Consider the following 14607-nt stretch of genomic DNA (forward strand, 5'->3'; position numbering starts at 1 on the left):
CGGCCTACATTTTGAACCCACAGGGAGTTACTTAGAAACTGTAACTCGCCCCTAGCTGATACGTCCTGTCACGCCCGATCCAGCAGTTGGTCGCGTCGTAGCAGGTCAACGTCTCTTTATTGGTGATGTTCTGCGCACTGGCCTTAAGCGTCAGCCCTGCCAGCGAAGGCAGGATTTCGCCCATCCGGTAGGAAGCCGCCAGATCGTACTGCGTAGTGCCGCCCAGTTTTCCCGCATCGTTTGCCGGAGAGATTTCCATCGGCCCGGTGTAGCGTGCGCCCGCTCCCAGCATCAGTCCTTTCAGCGGCGTGTTCTCAAAGGTGTAATCCCCCCAGAGGTTGAAGGCATTCTCAGGGACCTGCGTAGGACGTTTACCTTTGTACTTGTCATCTTCCCTGTTGATCGCGTGGGTGTAGGCATAGTTGGCAATCAGCGTCAGGTTGTCCGTCGGACGGCTGATGGCGGACAGCTCTGCCCCTTTAGATTCCACTTCGCCGGTCTGACGATAGTTCAGGAAGCCCGGATCGGAGGTGACGACATTTTTCTGACGGATGTTAAACACCGAGGCGGTAAAGGTGGTGGCGTAGTCGGCCAGCAGATATTTCACCCCGCCTTCCACCTGCTTGCTGGTAGTCGGCTTAACGTCTTTCGCCACTAGCGTTCCCTGCGGTGACACCGGCGCAAAACCTTCTGAATAGCTGATAAACGGCGAAATCCCGTTATCGAAGGCGTAAAGCGTACCCAGGCGTTTGGTGACGCGATCCTGCGATACCCAGGCTTTATCGCCGTTTTGCAGGTAGTTGGTGGTGACGGAGCGGTAATCATCGTAGCGCAGGCTGCCCAGCAGGTTGAGGCCGCCAAATTCCACTTGGTCCTGCAGGTAATAGCCGTTTTGCTGGTAGCTGAGACGGTTTTTCTGGGCGGTATAGAGCCCCAGCGCGCTTTCCTGGATCTGCGAATAGTCAGGATGGCGCATATCAATGCCCGGCGTGGCTGACGCGTAGCGATAGTGGAAGTGGGAGTTCAGCTTCTGGTAGTCAAACCCGGCCAGCAGATGGTGTTTCCAGTCGCCCAGCGCAACGGTTTTGGTCACCTGGTTGTCGATGTTGAAGCTCTTAAGATCTTCATCGGTGGTGTAAGCAAAGCGGTTGAGCTGATACACCTCGCTTCCCGTCCCTGTCGCGTAGACGCTGCGCTGGTGGGTATCGACGTCGAAATAGCGCGCTTTCTGATTAAAGCCCCAGCCGCTGTCAAACTCATGTTCAAAGCTGTAGCCCAGCATCCACTGACGCTGCTTAAACCCGCTCCATTCGTCTCCTGCGTAATCGCGCTTGCCCGCATATTTAGAGCGCAGGTAGGCGAGCGGCAGCGGGTTAGACGGCGTCAGGCTCGGGGTGTTTTGCGCCAGCGCGTCCAGGGTGAGGTGGGTTTTGCTGTCCGGTTGCCAGGTGACGGACGGCGCAACAAGGTAGTTTTCATACCGGGTGGTGTGGGGCTGATCGTCGTTTTCCGTGGCTTTGCCCAGCAGTCGGTAGTTCCAGTCGCTGTCGGCTATCTGCCCGGTTGAATCAAGATAGCCCTCTTTCAGATTACGGTTTCCGGTGTTAACGCCGACCTCGGTTCGGGCTTCCCGCTGCGGTTTTTTACTTTGAATATTCACCAGCCCGCCCGGCGAACCGCCGCCGTAAAGAACCGATGACGGGCCTTTCAGGATATCCACGCTGTCAATCAACAGCGGATCGATACGCGCTTTGGTATTGCCGGTGACGTTATAGGGCAGCTGCAGCCCGTTATAGAACTCCTGGTCGACGGTAAAGCCACGAATTTTATATTCGCTCATGTAGGAGGTATTCCCCCTCACCTCGGCTGAGACGCCCGGTGCATAGCGCAGGATTTCATTCACGGAATTCGCATGGCGCTTTTCAATTTCCGGCGCAGAGAGGGTCGTGATGACCTGCGGCGTTTTACTTTCAGCAACGGCCGATTTCGTGGCGCTGTTCGTCCAGGCCGGCAGCGCGTTGCCCTGCTCTGAGCCCGTGACGACGATGGTGGATTCTTCGGCGAATGCCGGGCCCTGCAATGCCAGCGTGACGGCGCCTGCCAGGGCGCAAAGCGTAAAGCGTGAGCTATTCATAATGTCGTCTTGTTGTGAGATGCAATACGGAACGACAATTATTATCATTTAGATTAACAAATCAATACTCAGGCAAAAAAACGGCCCTCCGCAGAGAGCCGTTTACGTCAATTTATGCTCGTCGCAGCAACCTGAATATGCCCAGCACCACAATGGCACCCACGACAGCGACCAGAAAACTGTGCAGGTCGAAACCACTTATGTTGCCTCCAAAACCAAACATCGTCGCCAGCCAGCCGCCCACAACCGCACCAACGACCCCGAGTACACAGGTCAAAATAAAGCCGCCGCCATCGTTTCCCGGCATGATCAGTTTAGCGATAGCCCCGGCAATAAGACCAAAGATAATCCAGGCGATGATACCCATAGCGATGCCCTCTTGCAGGTTTAACGCGTGCGCAGAAAACCTTCTGCACAGCTAACGTAAGTATAGGTCATCGCCGAAAAACCATTTTCATCTCACCGACTTATCTTTGCGTAAAGAGGCAAAAAAAACTCACCGGTTTGTATTAAGTTTCATTGCAGATTGCCGATAACGCTAAGACAGTCTGTCATCAATCAAGGAGCCATCCGGCGTGAGTCATTACAGTGAGCAGTTCCTCAAGCAAAATCCGCTGGCTGTATTAGGGGTATTACGCGACCTGCAAAAAGGTGAAGTGCCGCTGCGCATCAGCTGGTCGAATAATCAGTTCATCAGCAAGATCCTTGACGCCTCGCAGGAGCGGCTGGTGATTGATTTAGGCAGTCAGGAGTATGAAAACCGCGCGGCGCTGAAAGCGGAAAATGTCGCGGTGATGGCCGAAACGCAGGGTGCCAAAGTGGAGTTTGTCCTGTCGCGGCTGGAAATGAGAGAATTCCAGGGACTCCCTGCTTTTGCTACCCCGCTTCCCACCAATCTCTGGTTTGTCCAGCGTCGTGAATATTTCCGCATCAGCGCCCCGCTCCATCCCGCCTATTTTTGTAAGGCCAAAATGCCGGACAAAAAAGAGATCCGCTTCCGCCTCTTCGACCTGTCGCTGGGCGGCATGGGCGCACTGATGGATACGCCGAAACCCGACGGACTGGTCGAGGGCATGCGGTTTTCGCAAATTGAGCTGGATATGGGTGGCTGGGGTCGCTTTTATTTCGATGCACAGCTGATTGCCATCAGCGACCGTACCGTTGTGGACAGCAAAAATGAAACCATCACCACGCCGCGCCTGAGCTTCCGTTTCCTGAACGTCGGGCCCGGTGCAGAGCGTGAGCTGCAGCGCATCATCTATTCGCTGGAGCGGGAAGCGCGCGAACGCGCAAATAAAGTTCTGTAAGGAAAATCGGGCAGCGTGACCGCCGCCCGTCTGCGGCATTACATGGCATCCATCGCTTTCTGTACTTTCCAGATATAACGAGGTGCCTGTGGTGCCGGGTGATTTTTCGCCACATGCTCAAAGAATTCATCTTTGTCCAGGCCGTTGATCTCTTCTATCGCCTCTTTGCGGTCAGAGGAGAAGGTTCTGAGCAACGCGCCGGCACCGTTAACGTAAGACACCACCAGCGCGTACTGCATCACCTCCGGATCCTTAATGCCCTTCAGCACGCCGTGCTCCATAATGCTCAGATAGGCCGTGCCCATTGAAATATTGCGTTCCGGATTCTTCAGCTCGCTGGTCGACGGCTGACCGCTCCAGCCCATATAGCGGTAAACCTCTCTCCCCGCCGTTGACGCTTTAAGCTGCATCAGGCCCACCGCGTTGGACTTACTGACAAGCGCAGGATTACCGCCGGACTCCACCGCAATAATCGCCGTAATAAGGCGCGGACTGACGCCCCAGGCCTTCCCGGCTTGTTCACTGATCGGCATCCACTGCATGGCCCGTTTCACCGGTACTTCCGGGTTCCAGGGTGGGTTTTGATAATCATGTTTTGAACTACAGCCAGCGAGCAACACAATCAAAAAAGCAAACCATCTCAATTTCACGTCATCTATCCTTATAGCCGGTCATCGCGGTGCGCCGCCTCTTGAAGCAGGCGGCGTTTAAGCGGCATGATATAGACAATTAGTTTCTCATTCAGCAAGGAATTGCCATGTCTCAGTTTCATCTCATCGCGCCGTCGGGCTACTGCATTAACCAGGACGCGGCGCAGCGGGGCGTTCAGCGTTTGCTGGAGTCGGGTCATCGGGTAGAAAATCAGACAATTATCCCCCGCCGCCAGCAGCGTTTTGCCGGTACCGAAGCGCAGAGGCTGAATGATATCAATAGCCTGGTGAACCTGACGGGCGAAAACCGGATTGTGCTTGCGGTGCGCGGCGGATACGGTGCGAGCCGGCTGCTGGAGAGCATTGACTGGCAGGGGCTGGCGCTGCGCCAGCAGCAGGATCCGCTGCTGATCTGCGGCCACAGCGATTTCACCGTCATCCAGCTCGGGCTGCTGGCCCTGCATAACGTCATCACCTTCAGCGGTCCGATGCTGGCCGGTAACTTCGGCGCGCCGGAGCTGGATGCGTTTACCGTAGAGCATTTCTGGCGCGCGCTGCGCAATTCCACCTACAGCGTGGAGTGGCAAGGCAATGGACCGCACTGGGAGTGTGAAGGCCAGCTCTGGGGCGGCAATCTGGCGATGCTGGTCTCGCTCATCGGCACGCCGTGGATGCCGCAAATCGAGGACGGCATTCTGGTGCTGGAAGACATCAACGAACATCCGTTCCGCGTCGAACGCATGCTCTTGCAGCTTTATCATGCCGGTATTCTTGAACGCCAGTCCGCGATTGTGCTGGGCAGCTTCAGCGGCTCTGCCCCGAATGACTATGACGCGGGTTACTCCCTGGAGACTATGGTCGACTTCGTTCGCTCGCGGCTAGATATTCCGGTCATCACCGGTCTCGATTTCGGCCATGAGCAGCAGACCGTGACCCTGGCGCTGGGGGCGCATGCTTCCCTGCTCCACAATGATTCCGGCAGTCGGCTGACCATCAGCGGTCATCCTGTCATAAAGGCATAAAAAAGCCGTTATACCCCCTTAATAAAACGCTGTTGCCGTTGTTAATATGTTAGGGTTTTAGTAACAGCGTTAACATTGAGGTGGGAGTAAGAGAACATTGGATGCCGCAGCGATAATCAGCCTTTTCATTTTGGGTTCCGTCCTTGTAACCAGCAGTATTTTATTAAGTTCATTTTCATCGCGTCTCGGCATACCTATTCTTGTCATTTTCCTCGCCATCGGCATGCTGGCCGGCATTGATGGCATTGGCGGTATCCCATTCGATAACTACCCCTTCGCCTACATGGTGAGTAACCTCGCGCTGGCGGTGATCCTGCTGGACGGCGGGATGCGCACCCAGGCGAGCTCCTTCCGCGTGGCCTTAGGGCCTGCGCTGTCGCTCGCCACGGTCGGCGTGTTGATTACCTCTGGCCTCACCGGAATGATGGCCGCGTGGCTTTTCCATCTCAATATCATGGAAGGTTTGCTGATTGGCGCCATCGTGGGTTCAACCGATGCGGCAGCGGTGTTTTCCCTGCTCGGCGGAAAAGGGCTTAACGAACGCGTCGGCTCGACGCTTGAGATTGAATCCGGCAGTAACGATCCGATGGCGGTGTTCCTCACCATCACCCTGATTGAGATGATCCAGCAACACGAGACGGGCCTGAGCTGGATGTTCGTCTGGCATATCCTGCAGCAGTTCGGGCTGGGGATTGTTATCGGCCTGGCGGGGGGATACCTGTTACAGCAGATGATCAACCGCATCTCGCTGCCCGCGGGGCTTTACCCCCTGCTGGCGCTGAGCGGCGGCATTCTGATTTTTGCCGTCACCACCGCGCTGGACGGCAGCGGCATTCTCGCTGTCTACCTCTGCGGGTTCCTGATGGGCAACCGGCCTATTCGCAACCGCCATGCCATCTTGCAGAACTTCGACGGTCTGGCCTGGCTGGCGCAGATCGGCATGTTTCTGGTGCTGGGCCTGCTGGTCACGCCATCGGACCTGCTGCCGATCGCCGTTCCGGCGCTGCTGCTGTCCGCGTGGATGATCTTTTTCGCCCGTCCGCTGTCGGTATTTGCAGGTTTGCTGCCGTTTCGCGGCTTCAACCTGCGCGAGCGGGTGTTTATCAGCTGGGTGGGCCTGCGCGGCGCGGTGCCGATTATCCTTGCGGTTTTCCCGATGATGGCCGGTCTGGATAACGCGCGGCTGTTCTTTAACGTGGCGTTCTTCGTGGTGCTGATTTCGCTGCTGTTCCAGGGCACCTCGCTCGGGTGGGCGGCGAAAAAAGCCAAAGTGGTGGTGCCTCCCGTGGGCTGGCCGGTCTCCCGCGTGGGGCTCGACATTCATCCGGAGAACCCGTGGGAACAGTTCGTCTATCAGCTGAGCGCCGACAAATGGTGCGTGGGGGCCTCGCTGCGCGATTTGCACATGCCGGCCGAAACGCGCATTGCCGCCCTTTTCCGCGATAATGTCCTGCTGCACCCTACCGGCAGCACCCGCCTGCGCGAAGGGGATATTCTCTGCGTCATTGGCCGCGAGCGCGACCTGCCCGCGCTGGGCAAGCTGTTCAGCCAGTCGCCTCCGGTGGCGCTGGACCAGCGTTTCTTCGGCGATTTTATTCTGGAAGCCAGCGCCAAGTTTGCCGATGTGGCACTGATTTACGGCCTGGATGAAGGGCTGGAGTACCGCGACAAGCAGCAAACGTTAGGGGAAATCATTCAGCAACTGCTGGGGGCTGCCCCCGTCGTCGGCGACCAGGTGGAGTTCGCCGGGATGATCTGGACGGTTGCGGAGAAAGAAGATAACGCGGTCAGAAAAGTCGGCGTCAGGCCGATGGAAGAGGAAACCGAGTAGCGGTTTTTTGCCGGGTGGCGGCTTCGCCTTACCCGGCCTACGTTCGAGGGTTTGTAGGTCGGGTAAGGCGAAGCCGCCACCCGACACAACCATTCGTTACACCGTCACAACCGGCACTCTCGGTGCCAGCGCGCACATCAATTCGTACCCCACCGTGCCCGCCGCGGCAGCGACGTCATCAATCTTAATTTCGTTACCCCACAGCTCGACCGGTGAACCGATCCCTGCCTGCGGGCATGGCGTCAGGTCAACGGCCAGCATATCCATTGATACGGTGCCCACCGTTCCCGTGCGCACCCCATCCACCCACACCGGCGTGCCGGTCGGTGCGATGCGCGGGTAGCCGTCGGCATAACCGCCCGCCACGATGCCAATCCGCTGCTCGCCCTTTGCCCGGTAGCGGCTGCCGTAGCCCACCGCGTCACCGGCCTTCAGCGTCTGCACGCCAATGATTTCACTGCGCAGGGTCATGACCGGCTTCAGGCCGCTGTTGGCGATGTCCTGCCACTGGCCCGAGGGAGACGCACCGTACAGAACGATCCCCGGACGCACCCAGTTGTAGTGCGCCTCGGGATGCCACAGCGTGGCCGCCGAGTTCGACAGCGAGCGCGGGCAATCCAGCCCTTCTGCCGCCTGCTCGATCCGGACCATTGCATCGGCAATACCGTCCGGTTTTTCCGCATCGGCAAAATGCGCCATCAGCGTCATTTCACCCACGTTCTTCAGGGCGCGCAGCTGCTGCCAGACCGTATGCACCCGCTCAGGCTGGAAGCCCAGGCGGTTCATGCCGCTGTTCACCTTGAGGTAGATATCCAGCGGAGCATGGAGCTTCGCATCCTGAAGCGCCTTAATCTGCCAGTTGCTGTGAACGCTGGTGGTCAGACGGTACTTGTCCAGCAGCGGCAGATCGTCCGCGTGGAAGAAGCCCTCCAGCAGCAGGATGGGCCCTTTCCAGCCGCGCTCGCGCAGCAGAATGGCCTCTTCCAGATTCAGGAGCGCAAAGCCGTCGGTCGCGCTCAGCGCGCTCCAGATACGATCGATACCGTGGCCGTAGGCATTCGCTTTTACCACCGACCAGACGCGCGAACCCGGTGCCGCCCGACGAACAATTTGCAGATTATCCTTCAGGGCCTGCAGGTTCAGCTGGGCCAGAACAGGACGGGACATGACAGCTCCTTAGTTATGCGCGCCGTGCAGATGCTGTGGACGCGAAGGCGTAAACCCCGATTGATAGCGCGCGGCGCTTAAATCGTCAAACGGAATTGCCGGCGTGCGCCCGGAAATCAGGTCGCTCAGCAGTTGGCCCGATCCGCAGGCCATCGTCCAGCCGAGCGTGCCGTGTCCGGTATTGGTCCACAGGTTTTTATACGGCGTGCGTCCGACAATCGGCGTGCCGTCTGGCGTCATTGGGCGCAGGCCGGTCCAGAACGTCGCCTGCTCAACAAAGCCGCCGCGCGGGAAGAGATCGCCCACCACCATCTCCAGCGTTTCACGACGCGGCTGCAGCAGTTCGGTGTTGAAGCCGACAATCTCCGCCATGCCGCCCACGCGAATACGGTTATCGAAGCGGGTAATGGCAATTTTGTAGGTCTCATCCAGAATGGTCGACACCGGCGCGCCGCTCTCTTCTTTCACCGGAATGGTCAGCGAGTAGCCCTTCAGCGGGTAGACCGGAATGTCGAGAATGCCTTTCAGCATGGCGGTGGAGTACGAACCAAACGCCATCACGTAGGCATCGGCTTTGATCACCTCGTCGCCGCACTTCACGCCGTAAATTTTTTCCCCTTCCGACAGCAGCTTGTCGACAGCGGTGTTGAAGCGGAACTTCACCCCCGCCTGCTCGCACATTTGCGCCAGACGTTGCGTAAAGAGCTGGCAGTCGCCGGTTTCGTCATTCGGCAGGCGCAGGCCACCCGTCAGCTTATGCGCCACTTCCGCCAGCGCCGGTTCAACCTGGCCTAACTGGCTGGCTTCCAGCAGCTGGTACGGTACGCCAGCATCTTCCAGTACGGCGATATCGCGGGTGGCATTTTCGTACTGTTGCGCGGTGCGGAACAGCTGCAGCGTCCCGCCCTGACGACCTTCATACTCAATACCCGTCGACGCGCGCAGCGCTTTCAGGCAGTCGCGGCTGTACTCCGCCAGGCGCACCATGCGCCCTTTGTTCTCCATGTAGTGGCGGGTGTCGCAGTTGCGCAGCATCTGCCACATCCACTTCAGCTGGAACTGCGTGCCGTCAAGGCTGATAGCCAGCGGCGCATGGCGCTGGAACATCCATTTAATCGCTTTCAGCGGAACGCCCGGCGCAGCCCACGGCGCCGCATACCCCGGAGAGATTTGTCCGGCGTTCGCCGCGCTGGTTTCAAGCGCGGGACCGGATTCACGATCGATAACGGTTACGTCATGTCCCGCCTGACTTAAATACCAGGCGCTGGTTACCCCAACGACACCACTTCCCAGTATGACAACACGCATAGCCACTCCATTATGTGCAAAAGAACAATCTTCTAATTACAGATTGATAACCTAGTTGAAAATATTATTCAACATACGACTTTTTTATGGTGACTTACCTCACACATCCCCCAGCATCAGGGGATAGTGCTAATTTGGGATCTCCTGCTGCGCGTTATTTTTAACCAGCATAATATGCTGAGACATACCGTTTTTTTGCCGTATCAAAAACGCGAAATCGCAAAGAAAAAATTTCTGCCCCAGCACGCTTTTTAACACGTTGATCTATGCTTGAAAGGAGGCTCTCCAGACAGAGAGAGCACCCACAACGAGGGCGCGCTAATGGCTACTATTGATTCCCTGAACAAGGACAACACACGTCTGAGCGATGGACCCGACTGGACCTTCGAGCTGCTGGATGTTTACCTCGCCGAAATCGACCGGGTCGCAAAGCTGTATCGTCTGGATACCTATCCCCATCAGATTGAAGTCATTACGTCCGAACAGATGATGGATGCCTACTCCAGCGTCGGGATGCCGATCAACTATCCGCACTGGTCGTTTGGTAAAAAATTTATTGAAACCGAGCGGCTGTATAAGCACGGCCAGCAGGGGCTGGCGTATGAGATTGTCATTAACTCCAATCCGTGCATTGCCTATTTAATGGAAGAGAACACCATTACCATGCAGGCGCTGGTGATGGCGCATGCCTGTTACGGGCACAACTCCTTTTTCAAGAATAACTACCTGTTCCGCAGCTGGACGGATGCCAGCTCCATCGTCGATTACCTGATCTTCGCCCGTAAATACATTACCGACTGCGAAGAGCGCTACGGCGTGGACGAAGTGGAAAAACTGCTCGACTCCTGCCATGCACTGATGAACTACGGCGTAGACCGCTATAAACGCCCGCAGAAAATCTCCCTGCAGGAGGAGAAGGCCCGGCAGAAGAGCCGCGAAGAGTACCTGCAAAGCCAGGTGAACATGCTGTGGCGTACCCTGCCGAAGCGTGAGGAGGAAAAAACGATCGCCGAAGCGCGTCGCTATCCGTCCGAGCCGCAGGAAAACCTGCTCTATTTTATGGAGAAGAACGCCCCGCTGCTGGAGCCGTGGCAGCGTGAGATCCTGCGCATCGTGCGCAAGGTGAGCCAGTATTTTTACCCGCAAAAGCAGACGCAGGTGATGAACGAAGGCTGGGCGACCTTCTGGCACTACACCATCCTCAACCATCTGTACGACGAGGGGAAAGTGACCGAGCGGTTCATGATGGAATTTCTCCACAGCCATACCAACGTGGTGTTCCAGCCGCCCTACAACAGCCCGTGGTACAGCGGGATTAACCCGTATGCGCTTGGTTTTGCCATGTTCCAGGACATTAAGCGTATCTGCCAGTCGCCGACGGAAGAAGACAAGTACTGGTTCCCGGATATCGCCGGTTCTGACTGGCTGGAAACGCTGCACTTTGCGATGCGCGACTTTAAGGATGAGAGCTTCATCAGCCAGTTTATGTCGCCGAAGATCATGCGTGACTTCCGCTTCTTCACCGTGCTGGACGACGACCGCAACAACTATCTGGAGATTTCCGCGATCCATAACGAAGAGGGGTACCGTGAGATCCGCTCTCGCCTCTCTTCCCAGTACAACCTGAGCAATCTTGAGCCGAATATTCAGGTGTGGAACGTCGATTTGCGCGGTGACCGCTCCCTGACGCTGCGCTATATCCCGCACAACCGCGCGCCGCTGGATAAAGGGCGTAAAGAGGTGCTGAAGCATGTGCATCGCCTGTGGGGTTTCGACGTGCAGCTGGAGCAGCAGAATGAAGACGGCAGCGTCGAGCTGCTGGAACGCTGCCCGGCGCGGTTGAATACGCTGTAGTGCAGCTTTTTTTGCCCGGTGGCGCTACGCTTACCGGGCCTACAAAACCCGTAGGTCGGGTAAGGCGCAGCCGCCACCCGACGAAAAAAAACCTCTCATATGAGAGGTTTTTTCTTTTAGCGGGTCTGAATCGCTAAATCACCCGGCAGCGTTTTCTGCATACGGTGCCAGATTTCACCGGAATCGTGACCGTAGCGGCGCACCGTCTCATAAACCTGATCGTGCAGACCTTCGGTACAGAGCTTGCTCAGCTTATGGTAGAAGCCCAGCGCCAGGCTACGCGCTTCCGGATTGGCAAAGTAGTGGCGGCCGATGCGGGTGTAAAGCCCTTTCATACCGTTGAGGATCAGGCCGTACACCGGGTTGCCGGAGGCAAACGCCAGGCCGCGAAACACGTTGTAATCGAGGGTGGCAAAAGCATCCGCATGATCTTCCACCTCGTTCGCGCTGGCCAGCACCGCAAGTGCGTCCTCCGGATGCTGACGGAAAGCGGTACGAATAAAGATCGTCGCGATGTTGGTGCGAACAGAGAGCAGGTTATCAATGAGCTGCGGTACGCTTTCATGATCGAGACGCGCCAGCGTTTCAAGAATGTTCAGCCCGGACGTTTCCCAGAAGTTGTTCACTTTCGTCGGCTTACCGTGCTGGATCGTCAGCCAGCCATCGCGCGCCAGCCGCTGGAGCACTTCACGCAGCGTGGTGCGAGTGACGCCAATCAGTTCAGAGAGTTCGCGTTCAGCCGGAAGAATGGACCCCGCAGGGAAACGATTATTCCAGATGCTTTCAATGATGTACTCTTCCGCGAAACCCGCCGGGCTCTGCGCCTTAATGACCATAGTGAGATTTCCATTACACAGCTTTAGCAAATTGGACTCATCATACCAGAGGCACGCAGTGGCAGGTAGCGCGGCAAAGAGAGAAAAGAGGGATCGCCGTTTCATTTTTGTGAAATTTACAATGCAGCCTTATCCGCCTCCAGGCCGCGATTTTTGCGTATACTAATGTTTTGTCTTACTTGACGGGAAGGACGTCTGTTGTGGAAATTTCTTTTGGGCGCGCACTGTGGCGCAATTTTTTAGGCCAGTCTCCGGACTGGTACAAACTGGTACTGCTGGTTTTCCTGGTCGTTAATCCCATCATTTTTAGCGTGAATCCCTTTATCGCCGGCTGGCTGCTGGTGGCGGAATTTATCTTCACCCTGGCCATGGCGCTGAAATGTTATCCCCTGCTGCCGGGCGGTTTACTGGCGTTTGAAGCCGTCGTCATCGGTATGACCAGCGCCGAGCATGTCAAAGCCGAGCTGGCGTCTAATCTCGAAGTGCTTCTGCTGCTGATCTTTATGGTGGCGGGCATTTACTTCATGAAACAGCTGCTGCTGTTTATCTTCACGCGCCTGCTGCTCAGCATTCCGTCGAAAATGTTCCTCTCGCTGGCGTTTTGCCTTGCCGCCGCCTTCCTGTCGGCCTTCCTGGATGCGCTGACGGTCGTCGCGGTGGTGATAAGCGTAGCGGTTGGGTTTTACGGAATTTATCACCGCGTGGCCTCCTCTCGCCCAAATGAGGACCTGCAGGATGACAGCCACGTTGAGGCGCATAACCGTGACGTGCTGGAACAGTTCCGCGCGTTTCTGCGCAGCCTGATGATGCATGCCGGCGTCGGCACCGCCCTGGGCGGCGTGATGACCATGGTGGGCGAGCCGCAAAACCTGATCATTGCCAAAGCGGCGGGCTGGCACTTCGGTGAGTTCTTCCTGAGAATGGCGCCGGTGAGCGTACCGGTGCTGATCTGCGGTCTGGCGACCTGTCTGCTGGTGGAGAAGTTTCGCCTCTTCGGCTACGGGGCGCAGCTGCCGGAGCCGGTACGTCAGGAACTGCATAAATTCGATCTGCAGAGCCGAAGCCAGCGCACGCGCCAGGAGACGCTACGGCTGTTTGCTCAGGGGATCATCGGCATCTGGCTTATCGCGGCGCTGGCGCTCCATCTTGCCGAAGTGGGGCTGATTGGCCTGTCGGTCATTATTCTCGCCACCACCTTTACCGGCGTGACGGACGAACATGCCATCGGCAAAGCGTTTACCGAAGCCCTGCCGTTTACCGCCCTGCTGGCGGTGTTCTTTGCCGTCGTGGCGGTGATTATCGACCAGCATCTGTTCGCGCCGATTATAGCCTTTGTATTACAGGCGTCACCGGATGCTCAGCTCTCGCTGTTTTACCTGTTTAACGGCCTGCTCTCGTCGATCTCAGATAACGTCTTCGTTGGGACGGTCTACATCAACGAGGCCAAAGCCGCCATGGAGCAAGGCGTTATCAGCGCCGGACAGTTTGAGCTGCTCGCCGTGGCGATCAATACCGGCACCAACCTGCCGTCGGTGGCGACGCCAAATGGCCAGGCCGCCTTCCTGTTTCTGCTGACCTCCGCCCTCGCGCCGCTCATACGTCTTTCTTATGGCAGGATGGTGTGGATGGCGCTGCCCTACACGCTGGTGCTCACGATCGTGGGATTGCTTTGCGTCAAAATTACCCTCATTCCCTGTACGCAATGGTTGATACAAGCGGGTATACTTGCGGCGCAGTAAACTATGCATCTCGGGCAGTTCGCTGCCCGTTTGCCTTTTCGCACGATAAACATCCAATTACGTTTTAATTCGTCAGGTACAGGTGGCGCGAAAAACGAATTCGTTTACACTGCGCTTTCTAAGCATGTTCCAGGGAAATGATTATGTTGAGATTTTTAAACCAGTGCTCCCGCGGTCGCGGAGCGTGGTTGTTAATGGCCCTGACCGCCTTTGCGCTGGAAATGGTCGCGCTGTGGTTCCAGCACGTAATGGGACTCAAGCCTTGCGTGCTTTGTATTTATGAACGCTGCGCGCTGTTCGGCATTATGGGGGCGGGCCTGGTCGGCGCGATTGCCCCAAAATCGCCGCTTCGCTATGCCGGTATTGCCATCTGGATCTACAGCGCCTGGAAAGGGCTTGAACTCTCCTGGCAGCACACCATGATGCAATTGCATCCGTCACCGTTTATGACCTGTGATTTCGCCGCCCGCTTCCCGAGCTGGCTGCCGCTGGACAAATGGCTGCCGCAGGTGTTTGTCGCATCCGGTGACTGCTCCGTACGTCAGTGGGAATTCCTGACGCTGGAGATGCCGCAGTGGCTGGTGGGTATTTTTGCCGCCTACTTCGTCGTGGCGCTGCTGGTGCTGATTGCCCAGCCGTTCAAACCGAAGAAACGCGATCTGTTCGGGCGCTAAGTTGCCCGGCGGCGCTTCGCTTGCGCGGGCCTACGGTTTTGTAGGTCGGGTAAGCGCAGCGCCACCCGACACAACAGCGCATAAT

General features: G+C 57.0%; 12 protein-coding genes. 6 read left to right on the plus strand and 6 right to left on the minus strand.

Features of this window, described 5'->3' with window-relative positions:
• Positions 1 to 31: 31 nt before the first annotated feature.
• Together L370_RS02510 and L370_RS02505 are read right to left on the minus strand one after the other, a co-directional pair.
• Positions 32 to 2134: a TonB-dependent siderophore receptor gene (locus L370_RS02510; protein WP_023336049.1), complete on the minus strand. Its 2103-nt coding sequence runs from the start codon at positions 2132 to 2134 to the stop codon at positions 32 to 34.
• A 112-nt stretch (positions 2135 to 2246) separates the two neighbouring features.
• The gene (locus tag L370_RS02505; protein WP_008502662.1) at positions 2247 to 2501 is read right to left on the minus strand and encodes a GlsB/YeaQ/YmgE family stress response membrane protein; all 255 of its coding nucleotides are present in this window, start codon (positions 2499 to 2501) and stop codon (positions 2247 to 2249) included.
• A gap of 208 nt (positions 2502 to 2709) precedes the next feature.
• Here L370_RS02505 and L370_RS02500 point away from each other — a divergent pair, with 208 nt between their 5' ends.
• The gene (locus L370_RS02500; protein WP_023336050.1) at positions 2710 to 3441 is read left to right on the plus strand and encodes a flagellar brake protein YcgR; all 732 of its coding nucleotides are present in this window, start codon (positions 2710 to 2712) and stop codon (positions 3439 to 3441) included.
• A gap of 38 nt (positions 3442 to 3479) precedes the next feature.
• Here the strand turns inward: L370_RS02500 and emtA are convergent, their stop codons facing one another.
• The gene (gene emtA, locus L370_RS02495; RefSeq protein ID WP_023336051.1) at positions 3480 to 4091 is read right to left on the minus strand and encodes a membrane-bound lytic murein transglycosylase EmtA; all 612 of its coding nucleotides are present in this window, start codon (positions 4089 to 4091) and stop codon (positions 3480 to 3482) included.
• A 107-nt stretch (positions 4092 to 4198) separates the two neighbouring features.
• On the opposite strand from emtA, the gene ldcA reads away from it, so the two are divergent.
• Together ldcA and L370_RS02485 are read left to right on the plus strand one after the other, a co-directional pair.
• Positions 4199 to 5113 (plus strand): muramoyltetrapeptide carboxypeptidase, encoded by a 915-nt coding sequence (ldcA, locus tag L370_RS02490; protein ID WP_023336052.1) that lies wholly within the window; start codon positions 4199 to 4201, stop codon positions 5111 to 5113.
• 97 nt (positions 5114 to 5210) lie between these two features.
• Positions 5211 to 6944, plus strand: coding sequence for a potassium/proton antiporter (locus tag L370_RS02485; RefSeq protein WP_023336053.1), 1734 nt, complete (start codon positions 5211 to 5213; stop codon positions 6942 to 6944).
• A 96-nt stretch (positions 6945 to 7040) separates the two neighbouring features.
• On the opposite strand, the gene dadX is transcribed toward L370_RS02485, so the two are convergent.
• Positions 7041 to 8111: a catabolic alanine racemase DadX gene (dadX, locus tag L370_RS02480; protein WP_023336054.1), complete on the minus strand. Its 1071-nt coding sequence runs from the start codon at positions 8109 to 8111 to the stop codon at positions 7041 to 7043.
• Positions 8112 to 8120: 9 nt separating this feature from the next.
• A complete protein-coding gene (locus L370_RS02475; RefSeq protein ID WP_023336055.1) occupies positions 8121 to 9419 on the minus strand; it encodes a D-amino acid dehydrogenase in 1299 nt (432 codons plus the stop codon).
• Positions 9420 to 9740: 321 nt separating this feature from the next.
• On the opposite strand from L370_RS02475, the gene L370_RS02470 reads away from it, so the two are divergent.
• Entirely contained in the window at positions 9741 to 11273 is a 1533-nt protein-coding gene (locus L370_RS02470) for a SpoVR family protein (RefSeq protein WP_023293929.1), read from the plus strand.
• A 116-nt stretch (positions 11274 to 11389) separates the two neighbouring features.
• Here the strand turns inward: L370_RS02470 and fadR are convergent, their stop codons facing one another.
• The gene (gene fadR, locus L370_RS02465) at positions 11390 to 12109 is read right to left on the minus strand and encodes a fatty acid metabolism transcriptional regulator FadR (protein ID WP_023336056.1); all 720 of its coding nucleotides are present in this window, start codon (positions 12107 to 12109) and stop codon (positions 11390 to 11392) included.
• Positions 12110 to 12309: 200 nt separating this feature from the next.
• Here fadR and nhaB point away from each other — a divergent pair, with 200 nt between their 5' ends.
• Entirely contained in the window at positions 12310 to 13848 is a 1539-nt protein-coding gene (gene nhaB, locus L370_RS02460; protein ID WP_023336057.1) for a Na(+)/H(+) antiporter NhaB, read from the plus strand.
• A 143-nt stretch (positions 13849 to 13991) separates the two neighbouring features.
• Complete coding sequence (gene dsbB / locus L370_RS02455; protein ID WP_023336058.1) at positions 13992 to 14522, plus strand: disulfide bond formation protein DsbB; 531 nt, start codon at positions 13992 to 13994, stop codon at positions 14520 to 14522.
• Positions 14523 to 14607: the final 85 nt, after the last annotated feature.

The sequence above is a fragment of the Enterobacter sp. MGH 24 genome (assembly GCF_000493015.1).
Lineage (GTDB): Bacteria > Pseudomonadota > Gammaproteobacteria > Enterobacterales > Enterobacteriaceae > Enterobacter.

Coding starts and splice junctions, on each gene's coding strand:
- L370_RS02510 (WP_023336049.1), bottom strand. CDS start 2,134: ATGAATAGCTCACGCTTTACGCTTTGCGCCCTGGCAGGCGCCGTCACG.
- L370_RS02505 (WP_008502662.1), bottom strand. CDS start 2,501: ATGGGTATCATCGCCTGGATTATCTTTGGTCTTATTGCCGGGGCTATC.
- ldcA (WP_023336052.1), top strand. CDS start 4,199: ATGTCTCAGTTTCATCTCATCGCGCCGTCGGGCTACTGCATTAACCAG.
- dadX (WP_023336054.1), bottom strand. CDS start 8,111: ATGTCCCGTCCTGTTCTGGCCCAGCTGAACCTGCAGGCCCTGAAGGAT.
- L370_RS02475 (WP_023336055.1), bottom strand. CDS start 9,419: ATGCGTGTTGTCATACTGGGAAGTGGTGTCGTTGGGGTAACCAGCGCC.
- L370_RS02470 (WP_023293929.1), top strand. CDS start 9,741: ATGGCTACTATTGATTCCCTGAACAAGGACAACACACGTCTGAGCGAT.
- fadR (WP_023336056.1), bottom strand. CDS start 12,109: ATGGTCATTAAGGCGCAGAGCCCGGCGGGTTTCGCGGAAGAGTACATC.
- dsbB (WP_023336058.1), top strand. CDS start 13,992: ATGTTGAGATTTTTAAACCAGTGCTCCCGCGGTCGCGGAGCGTGGTTG.